Raw genomic sequence first — 24,550 nt, 5'->3', positions numbered from 1 at the left:
CCCCTCCCCTTTCGACAATGTGCAGCACATCCGGCGCGCCAGCCCAGTTACACAATCTCTCAGATTGACAACGTAGGACAGTTTCGCCAGCCATTCCGGTATGGCTCGCGGGACAAAACGGTCGACGATCATCGATGTCGCCAAGCTGGCGCAAGTGTCGCCCAAGAGCGTGTCGCGGGTGTTCAATAACGAGCCGCACATCACGCCCGCGCTGCGCAAGAAGGTTCTCAGCGCCGCGAAGGAGCTCAACTATCATCCCAACGTGCTGGCGCAGGGCCTGGTTCGGCGGCAATCGTATCTCGTCGGGCTGATTTATGAGAAACCCAGCCCAAGCTATGTCGTCGAACTACAGCGAGGCGCGCTGGAACGGTTGCACGGCGAGCGTTATCGGCTGGTCGTGCTCCCCGTGGAATCGGTGACGGATCATCCGCAGGAGGTGGTGAGCCTCGTGCGATCGGCCGGGCTCGACGGCGTCATCCTTGCGCCCCCCGCATCCGACCATCCCGAGATCCTCACGGGCCTGCTCGACGCCCGTATTCCCTTTGCCCGCATCGCGCCCCAGTCGCAGCTCGACGTCGGGCAGTGGACCGCAATGGACGACGTGGCTGCGGCGCGAGAGATCGCCGAGCATGTCATCGGCCTCGGACACCGGGTCATTGCCGTCATCATGGGCGACCCGGCTCACGCCGCCAGCGACCAGCGGCTGAGCGGCTATCATCAGGCGTTCGACGCGCACGGAGTAGCGCGGCATCCCGAACTGGTCGAAACCGGCGATTTCAGCTTTGAATCGGGCTATGAGGCGACCAGGCGGCTCCTGTCACGCAAGCTCCGGCCCACCGCGATACTGGCGCAGAACGACGATATGGCCGTGGGCGCCATGTCGGCGGCGCGCGAGCTCGGGTTCAACGTCCCCGCCGACCTCTCGATCGTGGGCTTCGACGATTCCGAAATCGCGCGCATCGTATGGCCCCGGCTGACGACGGTGCGGCAGCCTGTCGTCGAGATGGCGAAGACGGCCACCGACATGCTGCTGGGCGAATTGGCGGGCGATCCGCCGCGTGAGAGGATCATCCACGGGCACCAACTCGTCGAGCGCCTGACCGCCGCACCGCCGCCCAGCTAGGCTCCTCCGCCAGCCGGCTCAGCGTCTGGCCTGTGCCGACACCGCACCTCGGCGACGAATGGCGAACGGCGGCTCTTCGCCTGGAAGAGCCGCCGCCTCGCTCCGATACGGATCAGAAGCTGAATTTCACCCCGCCGTAGAACCGCCTCGAGCCCGATTCATACCGAAAAGGCAGATCCGGGAACTGCAGGTAGACCCGCGTGTCGGCTTTGGTGATGTTGATCGCTTCTGCGAACACCTCGAAGTTGTCGGTGAACTTGTAACTGATCTGCCCGTCGAGCTGGCCGTAGGGCTTCTGGTAGATGCCGAGCGTGCGCGTGACCGACCCGTCGGCAAAGCCGAAGTTGCCGAGATATTGCTTCGAGCGCCAGCTATACGAGGCACGCGCGGCGAAGCCGTACTTCTCGAAATAGACCTGCCCGTTGGCCGAATGCTTCGACACGCCGGGCAAGGGCAGATTGTCGGTGAAGTCGGTGCTGAAATCGGTGCTCGTGTCCGAAAACGTATAGTTGGCGGTGAAACCGAGGCCGAAGTCGAACGCATATTGTGCCGCCAGTTCGAAGCCCTTGACGCGGCCGCCGGAACCGTTCGCGGGCTGCGAGACCGGGCCCAGCCTGCCACCGGCCTGATCGTTCACGAATACGGCGATCGTCTCGTTGACGATAAAGCTGTCCACTTCCTTCCAGAACAGCCCGGCCGACAGCAGGCCCTGGTCTCCGAAATAGTGCTCGAACCCGAGATCGAACTGATAGGCACGGAAAGGCTCGAGCTCGGCATTGCCGCGGCTGCCGTTGGTGAATTTGAACAGGTCGTCCGCCGGGTCGCGGGTGAACTGTGTGGCAAACCCCTGCCCCAGCGAAACGAGCGGTTGCCGCGCGACGACTCGCGCCGCGGAGAAGCGGACCTTGCTGCCCTCGTTCACATCGAACACCACGTTCGCGCTCGGCAGGAAGTCCGTGTAGCTGCGGACCACCCTGTTGGTCGTGAAGTCGCGCAGCACGCCGTTCCAGTTGTCGGTCCCCCAATAGCTGGGGTCGACGCCTTCCGGCTGGTTCTGGTCGACCGTCAGGTTGGTATTGACGATCCGCAGCCCGACGTTGACGTGATAGGGATCGTCGAGACCGCCCATGTCGGCCATGACATAGCCGGACTTCGTCTCTTCCTTGACCCGGTAGGTCTGCAACGGATCGGCAAAGAAGCTGAACGGGGTGTCGGGATAGAGCGACTGAATCCATTCGAGCGCATTGGTCATTTGCGAGCGGTCGGCGACCATCACCGTGTCGCCCTCGACATGCCCGCCACCCGCGAAGTCGGTGATCGTCTCGACCCGCTCCGGATTGCTCTCGAAAGTGGCGTAAGGCGTGATCAGCGCGGGCGAGTTTCCGAAGCGCGTGCACCCGGCAAACGCCGCGGGTTTGTTCGCCTCGGGAAGGTCGCAGATCTTGTAGCCGATCGCCCCGTCCTGGAAGTAGCCATAGGGCGTCCAGTTGTAGGAATAGCCGTCGACGCGCTCGTCCTCGGGGATCGCGGTCGCGTCCATTTCGCCCTTGCCGCTGTAATCGGCGAGATAGCGGCCTGAGGTGAAGTCCACCGTCCGCTGCCCGTAGCGGAACCCGGCACTCAGCGTGATCGTGTTCGTATCGCTGTCGTCGACGTCATAGGCGAAGTCGGCGCGAATTGAGTTGCCCTTGATGTCCGAACGGTCGCCGAACGCCCAGTGCGACTTGAAGAAGCCGTAGGCAGGATTGTTGAACAGATCCTGCGGGCTGCCGTCGGCGATGCCGAAGCTCGGGAAATCGCCATTCCGGTAAGTGAAGTCGAACGTCGGCGGGGCCTCGGAGTTCGGCGTGAAGCCTGGCTGCGGTCCCGAGGTGCCCGGGCCGCGGACGCCGTAGGCGGTGTAGCGCACGTCGTTGTTCGCCACTTCCCGATCCATCTTGGAGGACGAGTAGGTTGCCGTGACAGACGCGCGGAAGTTGGTCTCGTTGTCCCAATCGACCTTGAACTGGAGATTGTCCGATTTGATGTTCGATACGTCGACGAACGAGATGGCCTCGGCCGACTGCGCACGCACCGTTCCTTCGAGCAGGATGCCGTCGTCGTTTATGTTGTAGTCCCCGACCAGACCCTGCGACTCGCCCTGTCCGAACGGGAATTTGACCGACGCTTCGCGCGTGTCGATTTTCAGGTCTGAGTGGAAGTACTGCGCACTGACTTCCAGCTGGTCGGTCGGCCGAAAATTGATACCGAGTGACGCGCCCCAGCGCCGGCGATATTGGTCGCGATCGGTGATGTAGCGATATTCGGGGGCATAGTAGTTCGTGGGCACGGTCGCGGTGTCGCGGCGGCCCTCGTCGAAGGCCCAGTTGCCGCGGTTGTCGCCGCCGAGCACGTTGACGTGATTGTTGGTCTTCTCATAGCTGAACGAGGCAATGACGCCGAGGCGATCGTTGAAGTTGTAGCCGACGACCGCGGCACCGGCCGGCTCCCAGCCGCCGATCTCGCTGCCCTTGCTCATCTTGACGTTTCCGGCGACCGTCAGCCCGTCTTGAAGGTCGAGAGGATTGCGCGTCTTCAGGTTGACGATGCCGCCCAAGCCGCCTTCGAGCAGCGAGGCGTTCGGCGACTTGAATACTTCGATGCCGCCGATCAGTTCGGACGGCACGCCTTCGAGGCTGTCGTTGCGGTTGTAGTTCCCCTCGCCGACTTTGTAGACTTCCAGCCCGCTCACGAAGAGCTCGCCGTTGAGCAGCGTCACGTTCTGCTCGAGCCCGCGAATCCTGACCTTCGAGCCCTGCCCGTTTTCACGGTCGATCTGGATGCCCGGAAGACGCTGGAGCGATTCCGCCACGTTCTGGTCGGGGAATTTCCCGATGTCCTCGGCCGTGACCGATTCGATGATGAGATTGGACTCGCGCTTGGCGTTGAGCGCATTCTCCAGCGAGGCGCGAAAGCCCGTCACGACGATCTCGTTGCTGGCCGCACCGCCCTCGACTTCCGCGCTTTCCTCCGCCGGCTCCTCCGACTGCGCAAAGGCCGGCGTACCCGCACATGCCACCGTCAGCACCGATGCGGCGCCGAGCAAGGTCCTGCGAGTGCACACTGTTCCGCTGATCATATTCCTAATCCTCCCAATCCGCGTCTTCGCGCGCGGAAACTGTCGTTTTCGACCAGTGCGGATCCGCGCGCCCGGCGACCCCGTAGAGAGTCGACTCGGCAGCCGCGGCCCCTGCAGGCTTTTTCTTGCATATCTCTGTCAACGTTGTCAAACAGACTCTCATTCCGGCGGGTTGGGAAGCTGATTTTCCTTGTTTCATGTCAAGGTTGTCAGGGCGAATCCCGCAAGAGGATACGGAAGCGGAACTGCGGGACGGGACACCTTATGCGATCGAGAATTACCTCTTACGCCCTCGCTTGTATGGCGATCGTTTTGCCTGCCTTCTCGGCGACGAGCCTGGCTCAGGATCAAAGCTCTTCGGCGGCGAATGGACAGGTGCATCCCGAGCGATGGCCCGAGGTCGCCTATCCGCGAATCGTCAATGCCGAAGGCGAGGCACGTATCCAGGCATTGCTCTCGCACATGTCGGTCGAGCAGAAGGTCGGGCAGATCATTCAAGCCGATATCGGCAGCGTGACGCCCGATGACGTGTGCAAGTACCACCTGGGCTCCGTGCTCAATGGCGGGAATTCGGGGCCCGGCGGCAACGATCTCGCACCGGCGCACGAGTGGCTCGCGCTTGCCGATGCCTTCTACGCGGCGTCGATGGAATGCGCACCTCGCGACCCGGCCATCCCGATCATGTGGGGCACCGATGCGGTCCACGGGCACAGCAATATCGTCGGCGCCACGCTCTTTCCCCATAACGTGGGGCTCGGCGCGGCGCGCGATCCCGATCTCATCGAACGCATCGGCCGGATAACCGCGATCGAGATCCGCGTGACCGGCCAGGAGTGGACCTTCGCGCCGACCGTAACCGTCCCGCAGGACTACCGGTGGGGGCGCGCCTACGAGGGATATTCCTCCGACCCTGCGCTCGTCGCGTCCTATGTGGGCCGGATGGTTCGCGGGTTGCAGGGTCCGCCGTCCACCGCACCGATCCTTGCGGGGCCGCACGTCGCCGCAAGCACCAAACACTTCCTGGCCGACGGCGCCACGGTCGACGGCAAGGACCAGGGCGACGCGGTCATTTCGGAGCTCGAGCTCCGCCTCGTGCATGGAGCGCCATACATCCCCGCGATGGAGAGCGGCGTCGCGACGGTCATGACCAGCTTCTCGAGCTGGCAGGGCGTGAAGATCGCCGGCAACAAGGGGCTGGTGACGGATGTGTTGAAGGATCGCCTGGGCTTCGGCGGTCTCGTGATAACCGACTGGAACGCGCACGGGCAGGTCGCAGGATGCAACAATGCGAGCTGTCCGGCCGCCATCGAGGCCGGGCTCGACATGCTCATGGCGCCTGATAGCTGGCGCGACCTCTATGCGAGCACTTTGGCCCAGGTGCAGAACGGCACGATCAGCATGGCGCGACTCGACGATGCGGTGGCGCGTATATTGCGGGTGAAGGAGCGGCTCGGCCTGTTCGAAGCCGGCAAGCCGTCTGCGCGTCCTCTTTCCGGCGAGTATGATCTGCTGGGTGCACCCGAGCATAGGGCGGTCGCTCGCGAGGCGGTGCGCAAGTCGCTGGTCCTGCTCAAGAACACCGGCGTCCTCCCCTTGAAGCCGAGCGCCCGCATTCTCGTCGCGGGCGACGGCGCCGACGACATCGCGCGCCAATCGGGCGGTTGGACGCTGACCTGGCAAGGCACGGGGGTCGACAACAGCGATTTCCCCGGCGCCACCTCGCTGTGGCGCGGCATCGAACAGGCTGTCAGCGCGGCAGGCGGCAGCGCGGAACTGGCGCCCGACGGCACCTTCGAGCGGCGGCCCGATGCGGCAATCGTCGTCTTCGGTGAAACGCCCTATGCCGAATTCCAGGGCGATATCCCATCGCTGCAGCTCCGCCCCGAACTGCGCCGCCCCATCGCAACAATGCGCAAGCTCAAGGAAGCGGGAATCCCCGTGGTGGCAGTCATGATTACCGGGCGCCCGCTCTATGTGAATGAAGCGTTGAATCAGGCCGACGCATTCGTCACGGCCTGGTTGCCCGGTTCCGAAGGCGCGGGCGTCGCCGACCTGCTGTTCGCAGGTGAGGACGGTGCGCCTGCCTATGATTTCCAGGGCCGTTTGCCGACGGCGTGGCCGGCGACGGCGAAACATGGCGGGCCGACGCTGTTTCCCTTCGGTTTTGGCCAAACATACGCGGATGGCCCCCAGCCCTGGAAGCCGCTGCCGGAGGACAGCCAGGTCGCGGACGATGGCCTGGGGAAAGGCGTCTATTTCGATCAGGGCGTAGCGGCCGCGCCTTGGTCGCTAATCGTGTCGCAGCCCGATGGCGGCGACACGTTGCGCGTGACGACCGTCCCCGCGACCGGCCTGTCGGGTCGGGCGACCGTCACCGCTACCGATCATGGCGTTCAGGAAGGGGCGCGGCAATTTGCCATCGAGTCCGGTGAAGGCGGTGCCGCAGTCGAGATCAGCAGCCACGATCCGGTCGATCTTTCGCGCGAAACCAATGGGGATGTCCTGATGCTCGCGACCCTGCGGATCGACACGCCGCCCACCGCATCGGTGTCGCTCTCGGTCCGTTGCGGCGATGCCGAATGCGGACGTCCGCTCGCCGTTCCCGAGTTGAGGGGGCTTGAACCCGGGCAATGGCGCGTGCTGGGAGTGCCGCTCAAGTGCTTTGCCGCGGCGGGTGCCGATATGACGCGCATCACCGCACCCTTTCGCCTGACCACCGGGGGCAGGTTGGGCTTCAGCATGTCGCGCGTGGCGCTGGGCAGCGCGGACGAAGCCGACACCGTCGCACAATGTCCTGAGGGCTGACCGCTACTGGCGCCAACGTCCCGCCAGCTCGATATGCGGAGTTCGTACCGCTGGTCGTCAACGGACGGAGACGCAACGGCGGGCTTGCATTGGCCGCAACTTGGACCGCAATAGAGCACGATGCGGATTGCGATCATCGACGAAAGCACCACGAGGGCGTCGATCATCGAGGACGGGCTGGCGCAGCTGGCGGATAGCGAGATATTCATCCTGACGGAGCGACAGGGTCTCATCTCGCGGCTCGAAGCGTTCGCGCCTGATGTCGTGCTGATCGATCTCGGCAACCCTTCGCGCGACGTGCTGGAGGAATACTTCGCCGTCAGCCGCGTGCTCGCCCGACCCATTGCAATGTTCGTCGACGAGTCGGACGACGAAGCGATCGCCGCGTCGATCGATGCCGGCGTTTCCGCCTATGTCGTCGACGGCCTTTCCGCCCACCGGATCAGGCCGTTGCTCGATCTGGCAATCAAGCGCTTCAATGCCTTTGCCAGACTTCAGGCCGATCTGGCGGCGGCCGAAGGCAAGCTCGCCGAGCGCGAAACCATCGATCGCGCCAAGCGCATCCTGATGGATAGCAAGAAGCTCAGCGAGCCCGAGGCCTATGCGGAATTGCGCCGCAAGGCGATGAGCTCGAACCGGCGGATCGCCGAGATAGCGGAAGCGGTCGTGACGGCGCACGACCTTCTGGGAGACGGAACGTGACCGAGCAACTCACCATCGGTTTCCTCCCGCTGGCGGATGCCTGCCTGCCGATCCTCGCGCACGAGCATGGTTTTGCCGAAGAGGAAGGACTCGCACTGAGTTTTCAGCGCGATGTGAGTTGGGCGACCGTGCTCGATCGGCTGCTCTACGGACACACCGACACCGCACACCTGATCGCGCCGCTGGCGATCGCCGCTACTCTCGGCCGTGGCCGTCCTGCGCAGCCACTGGCCGTGCCGTTCGTGCTCGGGCTCAACGGCAATGGGGTCACGATGTCCACCGCGCTGGCCGGCAGGATCGCACGGTCGGGCACGTTCGAGGATCCCCGCCGGCTCGGCGCCGCACTGGCGAGCGAAGCGGCGGAGCGCAAACGCGCCGGGGCGAAGCTCCGCTTCGGTGTGGTCCACCGCTACTCCAGCCACAATTACATGCTGCGCTACTGGCTCGCGGCTTGCGGAATCCGGCCCGACGAGGACGTCGAGATCGTGACCGTTGCCCCTCCCTTCGTTGCGGACGCCTACGCCAATGGGGAGATCGACGGCGCTTGCGTCGGTGAACCGTGGAACAGCCTCGCGGTCGAGCGCGACGTCGCCCGGATCGTGCTTGCCACCGCCCAGATTTGGCGAAGGGGTGTGGAAAAGGTCCTCGCCGTGCGGCGGCCGGTACTGGATGCCCGGCGTCCTGCGTTCGAGGCACTGATCCGCGCCATGCGCAGGGCCGGCCGCCACTTCGTTGATCCGGAGAACTGGGATGCGAATGCGAGGATCCTTGCGCGGCCCGAGTATGTCGGCGGCGATCCGGCGCTGATCCGCCGCGCGATATCGGATCGCCTGGTTCTGCAATCCGGGGGAGAGGCGGTGCACTTCCCGGATTTCATGTTCCAGTACAGCGAGGCGGCCAACTTCCCCTGGGCCAGTCAGGCGCTGTGGCTGTACACCCAGATGATCCGCTGGGATCGCTCCCCCTTCTCCGCCGAGGAGGCCGCAGCGGCCGCGGCGGTCTTTCGACCGGATGTCTACCGCAGTGCAATGTACGATACCGGCGATCCCCTGCCGGGCGCCAGTTCGAAAGTGGAAGGGAGTGTCGCACAGCTCACCTCAGTGGGCACGCAACAGGGCATTATCACATTGTCTCCGAACACTTTTTTTGACGGCGACAGCTTCGATCCAGAAAAGATGGAAGAGTACCTCGCTCGCCTTCTCTAGCAGCCGAGTTTTTGCTGCATCGCAAAAATTGCTTGCGAACGCCCGCTGATTCGATAACATCCCCTGCAGAACGGACGCCGCCCCAACGCTGGGAGCGAGCAACGCTTCCGTTCGGTTCTTACATTGCGTGGCAACGTCGCCGCCCGATCTGGTTCCCTCCCGGGATCCTGTCGAGGCGGCTTTTTTGCGTTGTGCGCTGGTCCGGCGAGGTTTTGATGGGCGATCACAGCGCAGGTTTTCAGACGAAACACGGTCAGCGGCGAATGCGGATCGGGGCGCTGGCTGCGCTCGCGGGCGGGGCCTGGCCGCAAGTCGCAACCGCCGCGCCCGGCGACCCGGTCGAGATCGGCGGCGGCGCAACGCTCGATCCGATCCTTGCCGCACGCCTGCAGCATGAAAGCGTCGATCAGGCCGGCATGCCCGAAGACGCCGAAGCGCTCACCCTGCGCGGCCGCGCCGGCGCCGAACTCGCGATCGACGGTTTCTCGATCCTCGCCGAAGCCGAGGGCACGCTGGCGCTGACCGGCGATTACAACGACACGCTGCCCGGCAACGGTGTGGAGCCCTTCCCGGTCGTTGCCGATCCCGAGAACGTCGAACTCAACCGGCTGCAGGTGTCGTATATGCAGGACGGTACCGGCGTCACCATCGGACGCCAGCGGATCATTCTCGACAATGCGCGTTTCGTCGGCAACGTCGGCTGGCGCCAGAACGAGCAGACCTTCGATGCCGTGCGCGGCCAGGCGAAGATCGGCCCCTTCGCCCTCGACGCGACTTACTCGATCTCGCAGCGAACGGTGTTCGGCGGCGATAGCCCGAACGAACACTTCGACGGCGCTCTCGTCCTGCTCAATGGCGGGATCGATCTCCCCGCCGTCGACGGCAAGGCATTCGCCTATCTGATCGACTACGACACGCGGATCGCTTTCTCGAGCCAGACCTACGGGATTCTCGCCAGGGCCGACATCCCTCTTGGTCCCGTCAAGTTGAATGCCTCCGCTAGCTACGCCCGGCAGAGCGACTACGGCGCCAATCCGGTCTCCTACGATGCGGACTACATAGCCGCACAGCTCGGCGTCGGCGTATTCGGCTTCAATCTCGCCGCCAGTTACGAGGAACTCGGCAGCGACGGCGGTGTGGCTGCCTTCCAGACTCCGCTCGCGACGCTCCACGCGTTCAACGGCTGGGCAGACATGTTCACCACCACTCCGCCGAACGGCCTGCGCGACTATTCATTCACGGTCGGCCGCGCGTTCGGCGTGCCGTTCCTGCCCGGTCTGAAGGCCGGCCTCACTTACCACAAGTTCGAAAGCGACTTCGCCGGGCTCGATTACGGAAGCGAGTGGGATGCCTCGGCCGGCTTCCAGCTCGGCCGGGTCGGGCTGCTGGCGAAGTACGCGAACTATCAGGCGGACGAGTTCGCCGTCGATACCGAGAAATTCTGGCTTCAGGCCGAAATCAGCTTCTAACCGGGGAGTTTTGCAATGTCGTATCTCGCACCGAGTGAATTCGTCACCAAGATGGTCGACGCCGGCGAATCCAAGATCTTCATGTCGACCAAGGATACGTTGATCCGCGCCTTTATGGCGGGGGCGACTCTCGCGCTGGGCGCTGCGTTCGCGATCTCGGTCACGGTACAAACCGGCGAACCGCTGCTGGGTGCGGTGCTGTTTCCGGTAGGTTTCATCATCCTCTACCTGTTCGGGTTCGATCTCCTCACCGGAGTATTCGTCCTCGCGCCGCTGGCGGTGTTCGACAAGCGGCCGGGCTGCACCTGGCGGGGCGTACTGCGCAACTGGGGGCTGGTTTTCACCGGCAACTTCGCCGGTGCTCTTACGACTGCGGTCCTGATGGCCATCTATTTCACCTACGGCTTCCAGGTCGAACCGAGCGAGGTGGGCCAGAAACTGGCCGGGATCGGCGTCGACCGCACGCTCGGTTACGCCCAGTACGGCGCAGCCGGATGGATGACGATCTTCGTGCGCGGCATGCTGTGCAACTGGATGGTCTCGTCCGGCGTGGTCGGCGCGATGGTTTCGACCAATGTCAGCGGCAAGGCGATCGCCATGTGGATGCCGGTCATGCTGTTCTTCTACATGGTCTTCGAACATTCGATCGTGAACATGTTCCTGTTCCCGACTGCGTTGATGATGGGCGGCGAGTTCTCGGTGCTCGATTACCTCTGGTGGAACGAGATCCCGACCGTGCTGGGCAACCTCGTCGGCGGGCTGACCTTCACCGGCCTGACCCTCTACGCCACGCACGTTCGCACGAGCCCCAGCCGGGCAAAGGCCCCGGTGGTTCTCGCCCGGGCCGCGTGAAGCCACCTTCTCCCGCGTCGCAGCACAAGCGCCTGTCAGAAAGGAAACAAAACGGATGAACGCCCCCGCGACTTTCGATTCTGCCAGGCCGGCGCGGGAGAAGCTGGTCGTGATCGGCAACGGCATGGCCGGTTGCCGGGCCGTCGAAGAGATCCTCGAACGCGACCGCGAGCGGTTCGACGTGGTGATCTTCGGCGCCGAGCCGCGGGTCAACTACAACCGCATCATGCTCTCGCCCGTGCTCGCCGGCGAGAAGACCTTCGACGAGATCGTGCTCAACACCGCCGAGTGGTACACGGAGAACGCCATCGAGCTGATCGCCGGCGATCCGGTCGATCACATCGACCGCGAGCGCAAGACCGTGGTCAGCCGTTCGGGCCGGGTCGAGCCGTACGACAAGCTGCTTATCGCGACCGGCTCCGACCCGTTCATCATCCCCGTGCCGGGCCGCGACCTGCCTGGCGTGGTGACGTTCCGCGATCTCGACGACGTCGACAAGATGCTTGCCGCGGCAGATCTGGGCGGGAATGCGGTGGTGATCGGCGGCGGTCTTCTGGGGCTGGAGGCTGCGCATGGCCTGTCCTTGCGCGGGATGAACGTCACCGTGATCCACCTGATGCCGACGCTGATGGAGCGGCAGCTCGACGAAGCGGCTGGCTGGCTGCTGAAGCAGGAGCTGGAACGGCGCGGGCAGACGATCCTGACCGGCGCGGATACCGAGGAAATCGTCGGGAAGGACGGCCACGTCGACGCCGTGCGATTGAAGGACGGGCGCGAGATACCCGCCGATATTGTCGTCATGGCCGTCGGCATCCGCCCGGCGACAAGGCTCGCCAAGACCGGCGGCCTCGAATGCGAGCGCGGCATCCTGGTGGACGATCACATGGTCACGTCCGATCCGGACGTGGTGGCGGTCGGCGAATGCGTCCAGCACCGCGGGCAGTGCTACGGTCTCGTCGCTCCACTGTGGGAGATGTGCCGGGCGCTGGCCGATCACCTGACCGAGCGAAAGCTCGATGGTTCGGGCGGCTACCAGGGCTCGGTCACTTCGACAAAGCTCAAGGTCTCCGGCATCGATGTGTTCTCGGCCGGCGACTTCTCGGGCGGCGGCGAGGGCGAGGACATCGTCATGCGCGACGCGGCGCGCGGTGTGTACAAGCGCCTGGTCCTCAAGGAAAACCGCATCGTCGGTGCGGTGCTCTACGGCGATACCGCCGACGGCAACTGGTACTTCGACCTCCTCAGGAAGGAGGAGGATATTTCCGACATGCGCGAGGGGCTGATCTTCGGCCAGGCCTTCGCGCTCGGCGGGGGTGCCCTCGCAGACTCTAACGCCGCCGTTGCCGCTCTTTCGGACGACGCCGAGATCTGCGGCTGCAACGGCGTATCCAAAGGCAAGGTCGTCGACACCATCCTCGCGGGGGCATGCAGCCTCGACGCGGTCCGTTCGCAGTGCAAGGCCTCGGCGAGCTGCGGGTCGTGCACCGGCCTGGTCGAAAGCCTGCTGGCACTGACGCTCGGCGACGAGGTTCAGGCCGGTGCCTCGACCATGTGCAAGTGCACCAGCTTCGGTCACGACGATGTCCGCCGCCTGATCCTGGAGAAGGAGCTGAAGGCGATCCCGCAGGTCATGCAGGAACTGCACTGGACCACGCCGGACGGCTGCGCCTCGTGCCGCCCGGCGCTCAACTACTACCTGCTTTGCGCCTGGCCGGGCGAGTACGAGGACGACCAGAAGAGCCGCTTCGTCAACGAGCGGCTTCACGCCAACATCCAGAAGGACGGTACTTATTCGGTCGTGCCGCGGATGTGGGGCGGGATCACCAACCCGCGCGAGTTGCGCGCGATCGCCGACGTGGTCGAGAAGTTCGATGCGCGGATGGTCAAGGTCACCGGCGGCCAACGGCTCGACATCTTCGGCATCAGGAAAGAGGACCTGCCGGCGGTCTGGGCCGACCTCAATGCCGCCGGGATGGTCTCGGGCCATGCCTATGGCAAGAGCCTGCGCACGGTGAAGACCTGTGTCGGCTCCGAGTGGTGCCGCTTCGGCACGCAGGATTCGACCGGTCTCGGCGTGAAGCTCGAGCAGATGAGCTGGGGCAGCTGGATGCCGCACAAGTTCAAGATGGCGGTCAGTGGCTGCCCACGGAACTGCGCCGAGGCGACGATCAAGGACTTCGGCGTGGTCTGCGTCGATTCCGGTTACGAGCTACACATCGGCGGCAACGGCGGGATCAAGGTTCGCGCCACCGACCTGCTGTGCAAGGTCGCCACCGAGGAGGAGGCGCTGGAGACCTGCGCCGCCTTCATCCAGCTCTACCGTGAGGATGCGCACTACCTCGAGCGGACCGCTCCGTGGCTCGAGCGCAAGGGGCTCGAGTGGATCAAGGCGCAGATGTTCGACGGTCTGGATGCGGTGCGGCAGCTCGCCGCGCGCTTCCGCCATTCGCAGAAATTCATGCAGGACGATCCCTGGGCTAAGCGGGCGGCGGGTGAGCGGCGCGACCTGCACAGTCACCTCGCCACCGTCGTCCCCGCCGGCATGGAGTACGCATGATGGAGGCGACATGGCTCGACCTCGGCCCGATCACGCAGATCGAACCGGGCATGGCGGCCACGCTGCCCGTGATCGGCGGCGACGAGATCGCCGTCTTCCACACCATGCGCGGCGAGTTCTACGCGCTGGTCAACAAGTGCCCGCACCGGCAGGGACCGCTCAGCCAGGGCATCGTGCACGGCGACAGCGTCACCTGCCCGCTGCACAACTGGCGCATCTCGCTCAAGAGCGGTCAGGTTCTCGGCGACGACGAAGGTTGCGTCCCGACCATACCGCTGAAGATCGACTGCGGCCGGATCTATCTGCTGCGCGAAAGCGTGGTCGGGCAGAAGGCCGCGTGATGCAGCACTTCGCGGGAACGAGCGAGAGGTCGGCCGGGAAGGGTCAGACCATGTCCTCCGGCCGCACCATACGGTCGAAGTCTTCGGCAGTGACGTGGCCACTCCGCAGCGCGGCTTCGCGGAGAGTGAGACCTTCCCGGTGGGCCGTCTTGGCGATTGCGGCCGCCTTGTCGTAGCCGATCGCGGGCGCCAGAGCGGTGACCAGCATCAGCGAGTTCTCGACCCCGCGGGCAATGTTCTCGCGCCGGGGCTCCAGCCCCTCCAGCAAGTGTTCGGTGAAGCTCTCCACCGCATCGGCGAGCAGGCGCACCGAGCGCAGGAAGTTCCACGCCATCATCGGGCGGTAGGTGTTGAGCTCGAACTGGCCCTGGCTGCCGGCGAAGGTCAGCGCGGCGTGGTTGCCGAACACCTCGATGCAGACTTGCGTCATCGCTTCGGCCTGGGTCGGATTGACCTTGCCGGGCATGATCGAGCTGCCCGGCTCGTTCTCCGGCAGCGCCAGCTCGCCCAGCCCGGAGCGTGGGCCCGAGCCGAGGAAACGGATGTCGTTGGCGATCTTGTAGAGGCTCGCCGCCAGCGTGTTGAGCGCCCCATGCGCAAAGAGCAGCGCGTCCTGCGCGGCGAGCGCTTCGAACTTGTTCGGTGCGCTGACGAAGGGCAGGCCGGTGATCGCTGCGATCCGCTCGGCGACCTTCTCCGCGAAACCCTTGGGCGCGTTGAGCCCGGTGCCGACCGCCGTGCCGCCTTGCGCCAGCTCGTAGAGACCGGGCAGCGTGGTCTCAATCCGTGCGATCCCGTTCGCGACTTGCGCCGCGTAACCGGAGAATTCCTGCCCCAGAGTCAGGGGTGTGGCGTCTTGGGTGTGGGTGCGGCCGATCTTTACTAAACTTGCCCAGTTGACCGCTTTGGAGTCCAGATCGGCCTGCATGGCCTTGAGCGCGGGCAGGAGGGTCCGGACGACCTCTCCCGCCGCGGCGATGTGGATGGCGCTGGGGAAGGTGTCGTTGGACGACTGGCTCTTGTTGACGTGATCGTTAGGGTGGACCGGCGCCTTCGAGCCGACCTCGCCGCCGAGCATCTGGATCGCGCGGTTGGAGATCACCTCGTTGGCGTTCATGTTCGACTGGGTGCCCGATCCGGTCTGCCACACGACCAGCGGGAACTGGTCGTCGAGCCGGCCCTCGATCACTTCCTGCGCCGCCGCGACGATCGCGTCGGCGAGCTCCGGCTCGAGAATGCCGAGATCGCGGTTCGCCTGCGCCGCGGCGCACTTGATGGTGCCCAGCGCGCGGATCAGCGGGAGCGGCAGGCGCTCGCCGCCGATGCGGAAGTTCTGCAGCGAGCGCTGCGTCTGCGCGCCCCAGAGAGCATCGACCGGCACCTCGACCGGGCCCAAGGTGTCGGTTTCGGTTCGCGTATCGCTCATCCCCGCCCTCGGTAGCTGGCGACGCCCTGATCGGGAACCCACAGCCCCTCTGGCGGCGCGCCGCTCTGCCAGAAAACGTCGATCGGAATGCCCCCGCGCGGATACCAGTAGCCGCCGATGCGCAGCCAGCGCGGCTTCATCTCGGCCGCGAGCCGCTGGCCGATGCCGACCGTCACATCCTCGTGAAAACCGCAGTGGTTGCGGAAACTGCCGAGGAACAGCTTGAGGCTCTTCGACTCGACGATCGTTTCGCCGGGGGCATAGTCGATCACGAGATGCGCGAAATCGGGCTGGCCGGTCACCGGACACAGCGAGGTGAATTCGGGCGCCGCGAAACGCACCAGGTACAGCGCGCCCGTGCGCGGGTTGGGGACATAGTCGAGTCGCGCCTCTTCCGGCGAGGCGGGCAGGCTGCTCGCCTGGCCGAGATGCATCGTCTGCGGTGTGTCGCTCATAAGCCGCATGTGGTCTCATCGCGTCACGGGCACAAGCCCGCGGGTTTGCCGTTTGCGATTCACAGCCTATTCAGCGCGACCCGGGATTCGGGAACACCTTCGGGATTTATGGACATTCGCACTTCAGTTTCGGCCGCCGTTCTGGCCCTGGCGCTCGCCACACCGTCGCTCGCGCAGCAGACGGGCTCGGTGCGCGACTTCCGGTTGCCGCCCGATCCGGATGCGACGCCGACGCCCGAGGTCCAGGGCCCGGTCGATCCGGAAGCCGAGGTGCGGACGACCCCGCGGGTGATCCCGACCGATACGCCCACGACAAGCACACCGACACCAACGCCGACGCCGACCCTGACCTTGCCCGCGTCGCGCTCCACCCCGGCCCGGCCCGCGCCGGCCGACACGCCGCGGTCGCAGCCGCAACCGGCCCCGGAGACCGCGCCCACCGCCACCCCGTCGCCCTCGCCGACCGCGGCAACAGACGAGCCGGCACCGCAGCCGACCGAATTCGCGCCCTCCATTCCGCCTACGGCTTCCGTGCCCCCGGCGACGATTGCCGAACCGCCGGAAAGCGGCAGCTCGATGATGATCTGGCTCGCGGCGCTGATCGCGGCGCTGGGCCTCGCCGGCGGCGCGTTCTGGTATCTCCGGCGCAGGGAAGCGCTCGCGCCCGTGCCGGTCATCGAGCCGCCGCTGGTGCGCCGCGAGACCCCGCCGCCCCAGCCGGACGGGCCGGCGCCGGCGACAGGCGAGGCACCCGCGCCCCGTCCCGCACCCCCTCCACCGCCGGTACCGGGAAGGACCTCCGGCCCGCCCGTCACGCTCCATGCGCTGCCGGTGCGGGTGAGCAAGAGCATGATGAACGCGACGTTCGCATTCCGCCTCACGCTCGAGAATCAGAGCATGGACCGGTGGGAGGGCGTCTCGATCGAGGCGGATCTCGTCACCGCCCACGGGTCCGCGCCGATCGGCGAGCAGGTCGCCGATCCCGCCACCGCGCTCGCGCCGCTGAGCACGCTCGAAGCCCTCGAACCGGGGGACAGCACCGAGATCGCCGGCGAGGTGCGGCTGCCGCTGGGCCAGGTCCGCGCGATCCCGCAGGGCCGCGCCGCGGTCTACGTCCCGCTGCTGCGTGTTCGCCTCACGGCAAGCGGCAAGCAGCCGATCGCGCGCACGTTCCTGGTCGGCCAGCTTCCCGACCGCCAGGGCGGCCGGCTGCGGCCCTTCCGGCTAGACGAGATGCCGCAAAGCTACAACGCGATCGGGTTGCGCCCGCTCGACTGACCCCCTCGACGCCGCGGACCGCCGCCGCTACCCCTGCGGCATGGACATGCTCGTCTCGACCGACTGGCTGGCGGACAATCTCGGCACGGTGACCGTGCTCGACGCCACCAAGCACCTGCCCAGCGCCGGGCGCGATGCGGCGGCGGAGTTCGCCGAAGGCCATATCCCCGGCGCGCGTTTTCTGGACCTCGCCACGCTGAACGACGACGCCTCGCCGATCGTCGCCGCCCTGCCGACGGCGGAGCAGTTCGCCCTGCGCCTCGCCGCGCTGGGGGTGAAGCCGGGCAGCCGCGTCGTGCTCTACGACGACAGCGCGCCGCGCACCGCCGCCCGCGCGTGGTTCATCTTCCGCCTGTTCGGGTGGGAGGAGGTCGCGCTGCTGGATGGTCGGCTGGAGAAGTGGCGCGCGGAGGGCCGCCCGCTGGAGACGGGCGCGAGCAACCCGGTCCCCGTCGCGCCCGGCACCTATACCGCCGACCTCCGCCGCGCGCGGGACAAGGCCGCCGTGCTCGCCAATATCGACGCCGGTGCCGAGCAAGTGGTCGACGCGCGCGACGCCGGCCGCTTCACCGGCGCGGACAAGGACACGATCCACGACCTGCCCGGCGGCCATATCCCCGGCGCCCGCAACCTCGACTTCCGCTCGGTGTTGAATGAGGACGGCAGCTTCAGACGGGAGGATGACCTGCGCGCCGCGTTCACGGATGCAGGCGTCGACCTGGCGCGGCCCGTGGTCACGAGCTGCGGCAGCGGCGTGACGGCGTCGGTCCTGCTGTTCGCCATGGCCCGGCTCGGCAAGGAGGAGGACACGGCGCTCTACGACGGGAGCTGGAGCGAATGGGGCGCCGACCCGGCCACGCCCAAGGAAACGGGGCCGGCCCGGTGAGCGCTTCGGACAAGAGCCACGGCGCCAACACGCGGCTCGTCGGCGCGGGCCGGCGGGAGGAATGGACCGGCCCCGTCGTCAATCCCCCGGTCTGGCGCGCGAGTACGCACCTCTACCCCGACACCGCCGCGCTCCGAGAAGGCGGCAAGCACAACGCGGACGGCCGGTTCTTCTACGGCCGCCGCGGCGCGCCGACGCAGTGGGCGCTGGCCGATGCGCTGACCGAGCTGGAGCCCGGCGCGGCGGGCACCGCGCTCTATCCGAGCGGCGTGGCGGCCATCGCGGGCGCGCTGATGGCCGTGCTGCGTCCGGGCGACGTGCTGCTGGTGACCGACAATGCCTACGAGCCCAGCCGGATCATGGCCAACGGGCTGCTCAAGCGCTTCGGCATCGAGAGCCGCTTCTTCGATCCGCTCGACATCGACGGGTTCGCGGACCGGTTCTGCGACCGTACCCGCGCGGTCCTGCTCGAAAGCCCGGGCAGCCTGACGATGGAGGTGTGCGACGTCCCCACGCTCGCCGCGATTGCGCGCGACAAGGGCGCGGTCAGCCTGATCGACAACACCTGGGCCTCCGCGCTCGGTTTCCCTGCGCTCGAACGCGGCTGCGACATCGCGATCATGAGCCTGACCAAGCATGTCGGCGGCCATTCGGACCTGATGATGGGCGCCGCCAGCGCGGGCGACCGCTGGTACCGCGCCCTGCGCCAGACCGGGCAGGCGCTCGGCCAGGTCGTCTCGCCCGACGACGCCTCGCTCGCCCTGCGCGGCCTGCGCACGATGGGCGTGCGGCTGGAAAAGTCCGCCGAAAGCGCGCTCGCGATCGCCCGCTGGCTGGCGGGCCGCGAGGACGTGGCACAGGTCCTCTGCCCGATGCTGCCGGGCGCGCCGGGACACAACCTCTGGCAACGCGACTTCAACGGCGGCTGCGGCCTGTTCAGCTTCATCCTGAAGGGCGGCGACGCAGCCGCCACCGCGCGCTTCGTCGACGCGCTCACCCTGTTCGGCATCGGCTTCAGTTGGGGCGGCTTCGAGAGCCTTGCCCTGCCGATCGATCCTTCCGCCATCCGCACGGACAGTCCCTGGCCTCCGGCCGCCTGGGACGCCGAGGATCGCTGGGGCATACGCCTCTCGATCGGGCTCGAGGACCCGCAAGACCTGATCCGCGATCTCGAACGCGGATTCGCCGCAATGGAGCGAGAATGAGTACCCCGACCGCCGCCACCGCCGCCCCGACAGCCACGCCTGTTCCCGCCGTTTCGCCCACCACGGTTCCCTCGGAAGTCGACGCAGTGGTGGGTGCCGAATCGCTGAAGGATGCGGTCGCGGAGCAGAGCCTGACGATCGGCGGCGCGATCGAGTGGCTCGACGCGATGGGCGTCACCATAGGCGACACGCGCATATCGCTGTGGAGCGTGCTGGTCGTGCTGATGGTGATCCTGGCGGTCTACCTGATGGCGCGCATCGGCGTGTGGATCGCACGCAATGCGATCCACCGGATGACCCGGCTCGATGCGACCCAGCGGCTGCTCGCAGAGAAGATCGTGTCGATCCTGATCTGGGCGGTGATGATCCTGATCGGCATCGACATCCTCGGCATAGACCTCACGGCCCTGGCGGTGTTCTCGGGCGCGTTCGGCCTCGCCATCGGCTTCGGTTTGCAAAAGACCTTCGGCAACCTGATCGCGGGGATCATCCTGCTCACCGACCGGTCGATCAAGCCGGGGGACGTGATCGCAGTCAGCGACATGTCGGGCAACGAGAGCTTCGGGCAGATCCGCAGGATCGGCATCCGGGCGATCTCGATCATCACCCGCGACCGCAAGGAATACCTGATCCCCAACGAGAACCTGATGATAAATCAGGTCGAGAACTGGTCGTACAGCTCGCGCGACGTGCGGGTGAAGGCGCCCGTCGGCGTCGCCTACGGCAGCGATCTCGATCTGGTCGAGAAGCTGCTGCTCGACGCGACGGTCGGCACGCCGCGGGTACTCGAAAAGCCGGAACCTGCCGTGCGCCTGATGGGGTTCGGCGACAATTCGATCAATTTCGAGGTCAGGTTCTGGATCAGCGACCCGGAAGAGGGGGTGAACAACGTGCGTTCCGACGTCTTCAAGAACGTCTGGCGCGCCTTCCAGCAGCACGGCGTCGAAATCCCGTTCCCGCAGCGCGACCTCAACCTGAAAGGCAGCGAGCAGTTCGAACAGCTCCTCGCCGCGATCGCGCAGCGGCAGGAAAAGAGCGAAAGCTAGGCTTGCGGTGCGCCTACCGGCGCTATCAAAACCAATCCTTACCGATCTGACATCCATTCTCGTTGGCGCCTGCGCGGCCCCCCGCGCATCTTGCACCCATGGAAAATGTCGGAACCGTCTATCTGGTCGGCGCAGGGCCCGGCGACCCTGACCTGCTGACGCTGCGCGCCGCCCGGCTGCTGGCGAGCGCGGAGCTCGTCGTGCACGACGGGCTGATCGATCCCGCCGTCCTGACGCTGGTGCCGCGCGATGCCGAGCTGATCTCGGTCGCCAAGCGCCGCGCGCGTCACACCTTGCCGCAGGAAGACATCTGCGCCCTGCTGGTGCGCGAGGCGCTTGCGGGCCGCGACGTGGTGCGCCTTAAGGGCGGCGATCCGTTCATCTTCGGCCGCGGCGGCGAAGAGGCCGAGGCCTGCCGCGCCGCCGGCGTGCCGGTCCAGGTCGTGCCGGGCATCAGCGCCGCCAACGGCGCGGCCGCCGCCGCGCAGATCGCCCTCACCCATCGCGATGCCGCGAGCGTGGTCAGCTTCGTCGCCGGCCAGTGCAAGGGCCTGTCCGACCAGAACTGGGCCGGCCTGGCCGGCAAGGGCCGCACGCTGGTGATCTACATGGGCGTGAAGACCGCGCCGCAGATCGCCGAGAAGCTCATGGGCGACGGCCTCGCGCCCGAAGTGCCGCTGGCGGTGATCGAGAACGCCTGCCGCGCGGACATGCGCGTGCTGCGCGGTCCGCTCGCCGGGCTGCCCGAACTCGTCGAGCGCGAACGGGTCAAGAGCCCGGCGCTCATCGTCATCGGCGAAGTCACCGCGCGCGCGGACGCGGCGCTCGCCCGGATCGCGCTGGAGGCGCAGGCATGAAGATTCTGACCGGCAACGACCTCAAGACCGGACAGGTCGTCTGGTGGGACGGCCAGGGCTGGTCGCTCCATGTCGAGGATGCGGTGGACGCGGGCGACAGGGCCGACGCGATCATCGCGCGCGAGGAAGCCGAGTGCCGGGTGAATGGCACCTACGCGATCGACGGCGAGAAGACCGCTGAGGGCTTCCGTCCCGCGCATATCAAGGACCGCATCCGTGCGCTCGGCCCGACCGTGCGCCCCGACCTGACTCTCAAACCGGCCGACCCCAGCGCCGGCAACTGGGTGATCTGATGTACAAGTACGACCAATACGACCAGGCGATGGTCGATGCGCGGGTGGCGGACTTCCGCGACCAGACGCGCCGCCGCCTCGAAGGCAAGATGACGGACGACCAGTTCAAGCCGCTGCGGCTGAAGAACGGTCTCTACCTTCAGCTCCACGCCTACATGCTGCGCGTCGCGATCCCCTACGGCACGCTGGACTCGCGGCAGATGCGCAAGCTCGCGTATATCGCGCGCACCTACGACCGCGGCTACGGCCATTTCACCACCCGCCAGAACATCCAGTACAACTGGATCAAGCTGGAGGACGCCCCCGATATCCTCGCCGACCTGGCGACGGTCGAGATGCACGCCATCCAGACCAGCGGCGAGTCCATCCGCAACATCTCCGCCGACCAGTATGCCGGCGCCACGGCGGACGAGATCATCGATCCGCGCCCCTGGGCCGAGATGATCCGGCAGATGACGACGTTCATGCCGGAATTCAGCTACCTGCCGCGCAAGTTCAAGATCGCCGTGATCGCCGCGGAAGCCGACCGCGCCGCCCTGCGCTGGCACGACTGCGCGCTGCGGATCGTGCAGAACGAGGCGGGCGAGATCGGTTTCCAGGTCTTCGCCGGGGGCGGCATGGGCCGCACGCCGTTCATCGCCTACAAGATCCGCGAATTCCTGCCCACGAACCAGATCCTCTCCTACCTCCAGGCGATCCTGCGGGTGTGGAACCGCAACGCGCGGCGCGACAACATTCACAAGCAGCGGATGAAGATCCTCGTCCACGAACTGGGCGAGGACGAGTTCCGCCGCCAGGTCGAGGAAGAGTTCGAGCATTTCCTCGCGCGCGGCGAGGACTTTCCGCAGGCCGAGTACGACCGCATCGCCGCCTACTTCGCGCCCCCGCCGTTCGAAACGGGTCTCAGCGAGGAGATCGACCGCTCGGATCCGGACTTCGCATTGTGGGTCGATCAACAGGTCGCTGCGCACAAGGCGCCGGGCTATGCGATCGTCAACATCAGCCTCAAGCCGGTCGGGCAGATCCCCGGCGACATCTCGGCCGAGCAGATGGAGCTCGTCGCCGATCTGGCCGAACGCTACAGCTTCGACGAGCTGCGGGCGACGCATGCGCAGAACCTCGTCCTGCCGCACGTCCGCAAGCAGGATCTCCATGCCGTCTGGAGCGCGCTCCACGAGGCCGGTCTCGGCGAGGCGAACCTCGATCTGGTGACCGACATCATCGCCTGCCCGGGTCTCGATTACTGCACGCTCGCGAATGCCCGTTCGATCCCGGTCGCGCAGAAGATTGCCGAACGCTTCGCGGACGCCGATCGCCAGAAGGATCTGGGCGAGCTCAAGATCAAGATCAGCGGCTGCATCAATGCCTGCGGCCATCATCACGCGGGCCATATCGGCATCCTCGGCGTCGATCGCAAAGGCACGGAGAACTATCAGCTCCTGCTCGGCGGCTCGGGCGACGAAGAGACCAGCCAGGCCAAGATCACCGGCCCCGGCTTCGACGAGGCCGGGATCGTCGACGCGGTCGAGCGCGCGGTCGAGCGCTACCGCGAGATTCGCGAGCCGGGCGAGCGGTTCCTCGACACCTACCGCCGCGTCGGAATGGATGGATTCAAGGAGGCGATCTATGGTTGACGGTCCCCGCGCGGGCGGCCCGGGCGGCGGGCCCGGCACCCTCGAACCCACGCCGGGCGGCGAGCGCGACTGGCTGCGCTTCCGCGACGATTCCGCTCCGGACGAGCCGGCCGTCTCGCTCGACGCGTTCCTCGATCAGTCGAACGCCGGCTCGGTGCGGATCGAGGCCGGCGACGACGTGCGGCTGCTCGGCCCTCACCTCGAGCGTCTGCGGCTGGTCGAGATCGACTTTCCCAAGTTCCGCGATGGCCGCGGCTTCTCCAGCGCGCGCATCCTGCGCGAGATGGGCTACGACGGGGAGATCAAGGCGACCGGCGAGGTTCTGGTGGACCTGATCTATTTCATGCGCCGCTGCGGGTTCGACAGCTTCGCGCCCAACGTGCCGCTCGATCGCGCCGACGTGGAGTCCGTGCTCAACCGCTATCCGCACGTGTACCAGCACGCGGCGGATGCGGCGGTGCCAATCTGGCAGCTTCGTCATGGCTGAAGCCGATCCGATCCGCATCAAGGACCGGATCGACACCGGCCCGCGCTTTACGGACGCCGATGCGATCCGGCTCAACCGCATGTTTCGCGGCGCGGACACGGTGGAGATGCTGCGCGCGGTGATCGCGGACGGACTGGTCGGCGAGCTTGCCACCGTCTCCAGCTTCGGCGCGGAAAGTGCTGTTCTGCTTCACCTTGTGGCGCAGATCGACCCTAGTCTGCCGGTGCTGTTCCTCGAGACCGGGAAGCACTTCCCCGAAACGCTCGCTTATCGCGACACGCTCGTCGAGCGGCTCGGGCTGACCGGGCTGGTCAACCTGCATCCCGATCCGGAGCTTCTCGCCAAGCGCGACGAGACCGGCCTGCGCTGGTCCTACGACCCCGACGGCTGCTGCGAGATCCGCAAGGTCCTCCCCCTCGCCGCGGCCCTGAGCGGCTTCGACGCGACGCTGACGGGGCGCAAGGCTTTCCAGTCGGCAACCCGCGCGAACCTGCCGCGGTTCGAGGTCGATACGTCGGACGCGCAGGGCCGGCTGAAGATCAATCCACTGATCGACTGGAGCGCGGAGGATCTCGCGAACTACATAGCCGAGCACGACCTGCCGCCGCACCCGCTGGTCGAGCAGGGCTATCCTTCGATCGGCTGCAGCCCCTGCACGCACAAGGTTGCGCCGGGCGAAGACCCGCGCTCGGGCCGATGGAAGGGCTGGGACAAGACCGAGTGCGGCATCCACACCCCGCTTACCAGCGAGGGTGAACTGCCTCCCGGGTTCGATCCGGCGTTCTAACTCCGCATGAGTCCGCGCGCAGGC

20 protein-coding genes are annotated in these 24,550 nt (G+C 66.4%); 17 read left to right on the top strand and 3 right to left on the bottom strand.

What is annotated here, in order from left to right; all coding sequences use genetic code 11:
* Nucleotides 1–100 precede the first annotated feature (100 nt).
* The gene (locus tag D2V04_RS09440; RefSeq protein ID WP_119513373.1) at nt 101–1,123 is read left to right on the top strand and encodes a LacI family DNA-binding transcriptional regulator; all 1,023 of its coding nucleotides are present in this window, start codon (nt 101–103) and stop codon (nt 1,121–1,123) included.
* 112 nt (nt 1,124–1,235) lie between these two features.
* Here the strand turns inward: D2V04_RS09440 and D2V04_RS09435 are convergent, their stop codons facing one another.
* On the bottom strand, nt 1,236–4,241 hold the full coding sequence (locus tag D2V04_RS09435) for a TonB-dependent receptor (protein WP_119513371.1): 3,006 nt from the start codon (nt 4,239–4,241) through the stop codon (nt 1,236–1,238).
* Nucleotides 4,242–4,541: 300 nt separating this feature from the next.
* Between D2V04_RS09435 and D2V04_RS09430 the strand changes: the two genes are divergently transcribed.
* The 7 genes from D2V04_RS09430 (at nt 4,542) to nirD (ending at nt 14,172) form a co-directional block, all read left to right on the top strand.
* Nucleotides 4,542–7,046 carry a glycoside hydrolase family 3 protein gene (locus D2V04_RS09430; RefSeq protein WP_119513369.1) on the top strand — a complete coding sequence of 835 codons (2,505 nt, stop codon included), beginning with the start codon at nt 4,542–4,544 and terminating at the stop codon, nt 7,044–7,046.
* A gap of 120 nt (nt 7,047–7,166) precedes the next feature.
* Nucleotides 7,167–7,748 (top strand): ANTAR domain-containing response regulator, encoded by a 582-nt coding sequence (locus D2V04_RS09425; protein WP_119513367.1) that lies wholly within the window; start codon nt 7,167–7,169, stop codon nt 7,746–7,748.
* Entirely contained in the window at nt 7,745–8,953 is a 1,209-nt protein-coding gene (locus tag D2V04_RS09420) for an ABC transporter substrate-binding protein (RefSeq protein WP_119513365.1), read from the top strand. Before D2V04_RS09425 ends, D2V04_RS09420 begins: the two co-directional genes overlap by 4 nt.
* Before the next feature lie 215 nt (nt 8,954–9,168).
* Nucleotides 9,169–10,422, top strand: a complete 1,254-nt coding sequence (locus D2V04_RS09415; protein ID WP_228766343.1) for an alginate export family protein — start codon at nt 9,169–9,171, stop codon at nt 10,420–10,422.
* A 15-nt stretch (nt 10,423–10,437) separates the two neighbouring features.
* Nucleotides 10,438–11,274: a formate/nitrite transporter family protein gene (locus D2V04_RS09410; protein ID WP_119513363.1), complete on the top strand. Its 837-nt coding sequence runs from the start codon at nt 10,438–10,440 to the stop codon at nt 11,272–11,274.
* A 55-nt stretch (nt 11,275–11,329) separates the two neighbouring features.
* Nucleotides 11,330–13,831: a nitrite reductase large subunit NirB gene (nirB, locus tag D2V04_RS09405; RefSeq protein ID WP_119513362.1), complete on the top strand. Its 2,502-nt coding sequence runs from the start codon at nt 11,330–11,332 to the stop codon at nt 13,829–13,831.
* Nucleotides 13,831–14,172 (top strand): nitrite reductase small subunit NirD, encoded by a 342-nt coding sequence (gene nirD, locus D2V04_RS09400; protein WP_119513360.1) that lies wholly within the window; start codon nt 13,831–13,833, stop codon nt 14,170–14,172. The genes nirB and nirD overlap by 1 nt, the downstream gene beginning before the upstream one ends.
* Before the next feature lie 43 nt (nt 14,173–14,215).
* Here nirD and fumC read toward each other — a convergent pair whose 3' ends face one another.
* Nucleotides 14,216–15,598: a class II fumarate hydratase gene (gene fumC, locus D2V04_RS09395; protein WP_119513358.1), complete on the bottom strand. Its 1,383-nt coding sequence runs from the start codon at nt 15,596–15,598 to the stop codon at nt 14,216–14,218.
* Complete coding sequence (gene queF, locus D2V04_RS09390; protein ID WP_119513356.1) at nt 15,595–16,053, bottom strand: preQ(1) synthase; 459 nt, start codon at nt 16,051–16,053, stop codon at nt 15,595–15,597. The genes fumC and queF overlap by 4 nt, the downstream gene beginning before the upstream one ends.
* A gap of 108 nt (nt 16,054–16,161) precedes the next feature.
* Here queF and D2V04_RS18305 point away from each other — a divergent pair, with 108 nt between their 5' ends.
* The 9 genes from D2V04_RS18305 (at nt 16,162) to D2V04_RS09340 (ending at nt 24,526) form a co-directional block, all read left to right on the top strand.
* Nucleotides 16,162–17,331 (top strand): LPXTG cell wall anchor domain-containing protein, encoded by a 1,170-nt coding sequence (locus D2V04_RS18305; protein WP_147391805.1) that lies wholly within the window; start codon nt 16,162–16,164, stop codon nt 17,329–17,331.
* 40 nt (nt 17,332–17,371) lie between these two features.
* Entirely contained in the window at nt 17,372–18,217 is an 846-nt protein-coding gene (locus D2V04_RS09375; RefSeq protein ID WP_119513352.1) for a sulfurtransferase, read from the top strand.
* On the top strand, nt 18,169–19,422 hold the full coding sequence (metC, locus tag D2V04_RS09370) for a cystathionine beta-lyase (RefSeq protein ID WP_119513350.1): 1,254 nt from the start codon (nt 18,169–18,171) through the stop codon (nt 19,420–19,422). Before D2V04_RS09375 ends, metC begins: the two co-directional genes overlap by 49 nt.
* Nucleotides 19,419–20,468: a mechanosensitive ion channel family protein gene (locus D2V04_RS09365; RefSeq protein ID WP_119513349.1), complete on the top strand. Its 1,050-nt coding sequence runs from the start codon at nt 19,419–19,421 to the stop codon at nt 20,466–20,468. The genes metC and D2V04_RS09365 overlap by 4 nt, the downstream gene beginning before the upstream one ends.
* A gap of 98 nt (nt 20,469–20,566) precedes the next feature.
* Nucleotides 20,567–21,325, top strand: a complete 759-nt coding sequence (gene cobA, locus D2V04_RS09360; protein ID WP_119513347.1) for a uroporphyrinogen-III C-methyltransferase — start codon at nt 20,567–20,569, stop codon at nt 21,323–21,325.
* Nucleotides 21,322–21,618, top strand: a complete 297-nt coding sequence (locus D2V04_RS09355; RefSeq protein WP_119513345.1) for a DUF2849 domain-containing protein — start codon at nt 21,322–21,324, stop codon at nt 21,616–21,618. The genes cobA and D2V04_RS09355 overlap by 4 nt, the downstream gene beginning before the upstream one ends.
* Nucleotides 21,618–23,252 carry a nitrite/sulfite reductase gene (locus tag D2V04_RS09350; RefSeq protein WP_119513343.1) on the top strand — a complete coding sequence of 545 codons (1,635 nt, stop codon included), beginning with the start codon at nt 21,618–21,620 and terminating at the stop codon, nt 23,250–23,252. Before D2V04_RS09355 ends, D2V04_RS09350 begins: the two co-directional genes overlap by 1 nt.
* Nucleotides 23,245–23,739 carry a DUF934 domain-containing protein gene (locus tag D2V04_RS09345; RefSeq protein ID WP_119513341.1) on the top strand — a complete coding sequence of 165 codons (495 nt, stop codon included), beginning with the start codon at nt 23,245–23,247 and terminating at the stop codon, nt 23,737–23,739. Before D2V04_RS09350 ends, D2V04_RS09345 begins: the two co-directional genes overlap by 8 nt.
* Complete coding sequence (locus tag D2V04_RS09340) at nt 23,732–24,526, top strand: phosphoadenylyl-sulfate reductase (protein ID WP_119513339.1); 795 nt, start codon at nt 23,732–23,734, stop codon at nt 24,524–24,526. Before D2V04_RS09345 ends, D2V04_RS09340 begins: the two co-directional genes overlap by 8 nt.
* Nucleotides 24,527–24,550 lie beyond the last annotated feature (24 nt).

This window comes from Pelagerythrobacter aerophilus (assembly GCF_003581645.1).
GTDB classification, from domain to species: domain Bacteria; phylum Pseudomonadota; class Alphaproteobacteria; order Sphingomonadales; family Sphingomonadaceae; genus Pelagerythrobacter; species Pelagerythrobacter aerophilus.
This window is presented reverse-complemented; position numbering and strand designations above follow the sequence as displayed.

What these genes read in the sequence shown, in the direction of transcription:
- D2V04_RS09440 (WP_119513373.1), top strand. Translation starts at nt 101, where the DNA reads ATGGCTCGCGGGACAAAACGGTCGACGATCATCGATGTCGCCAAGCTG.
- D2V04_RS09435 (WP_119513371.1), bottom strand. Translation starts at nt 4,241, where the DNA reads ATGATCAGCGGAACAGTGTGCACTCGCAGGACCTTGCTCGGCGCCGCA.
- D2V04_RS09430 (WP_119513369.1), top strand. Translation starts at nt 4,542, where the DNA reads ATGGCGATCGTTTTGCCTGCCTTCTCGGCGACGAGCCTGGCTCAGGAT.
- D2V04_RS09425 (WP_119513367.1), top strand. Translation starts at nt 7,167, where the DNA reads ATGCGGATTGCGATCATCGACGAAAGCACCACGAGGGCGTCGATCATC.
- D2V04_RS09415 (WP_228766343.1), top strand. Translation starts at nt 9,169, where the DNA reads ATGGGCGATCACAGCGCAGGTTTTCAGACGAAACACGGTCAGCGGCGA.
- D2V04_RS09410 (WP_119513363.1), top strand. Translation starts at nt 10,438, where the DNA reads ATGTCGTATCTCGCACCGAGTGAATTCGTCACCAAGATGGTCGACGCC.
- nirB (WP_119513362.1), top strand. Translation starts at nt 11,330, where the DNA reads ATGAACGCCCCCGCGACTTTCGATTCTGCCAGGCCGGCGCGGGAGAAG.
- nirD (WP_119513360.1), top strand. Translation starts at nt 13,831, where the DNA reads ATGGAGGCGACATGGCTCGACCTCGGCCCGATCACGCAGATCGAACCG.
- fumC (WP_119513358.1), bottom strand. Translation starts at nt 15,598, where the DNA reads ATGAGCGATACGCGAACCGAAACCGACACCTTGGGCCCGGTCGAGGTG.
- queF (WP_119513356.1), bottom strand. Translation starts at nt 16,053, where the DNA reads ATGAGCGACACACCGCAGACGATGCATCTCGGCCAGGCGAGCAGCCTG.
- D2V04_RS18305 (WP_147391805.1), top strand. Translation starts at nt 16,162, where the DNA reads ATGGACATTCGCACTTCAGTTTCGGCCGCCGTTCTGGCCCTGGCGCTC.
- D2V04_RS09375 (WP_119513352.1), top strand. Translation starts at nt 17,372, where the DNA reads ATGGACATGCTCGTCTCGACCGACTGGCTGGCGGACAATCTCGGCACG.
- metC (WP_119513350.1), top strand. Translation starts at nt 18,169, where the DNA reads ATGGGGCGCCGACCCGGCCACGCCCAAGGAAACGGGGCCGGCCCGGTG.
- D2V04_RS09365 (WP_119513349.1), top strand. Translation starts at nt 19,419, where the DNA reads ATGAGTACCCCGACCGCCGCCACCGCCGCCCCGACAGCCACGCCTGTT.
- cobA (WP_119513347.1), top strand. Translation starts at nt 20,567, where the DNA reads ATGGAAAATGTCGGAACCGTCTATCTGGTCGGCGCAGGGCCCGGCGAC.
- D2V04_RS09355 (WP_119513345.1), top strand. Translation starts at nt 21,322, where the DNA reads ATGAAGATTCTGACCGGCAACGACCTCAAGACCGGACAGGTCGTCTGG.
- D2V04_RS09350 (WP_119513343.1), top strand. Translation starts at nt 21,618, where the DNA reads ATGTACAAGTACGACCAATACGACCAGGCGATGGTCGATGCGCGGGTG.
- D2V04_RS09345 (WP_119513341.1), top strand. Translation starts at nt 23,245, where the DNA reads ATGGTTGACGGTCCCCGCGCGGGCGGCCCGGGCGGCGGGCCCGGCACC.
- D2V04_RS09340 (WP_119513339.1), top strand. Translation starts at nt 23,732, where the DNA reads ATGGCTGAAGCCGATCCGATCCGCATCAAGGACCGGATCGACACCGGC.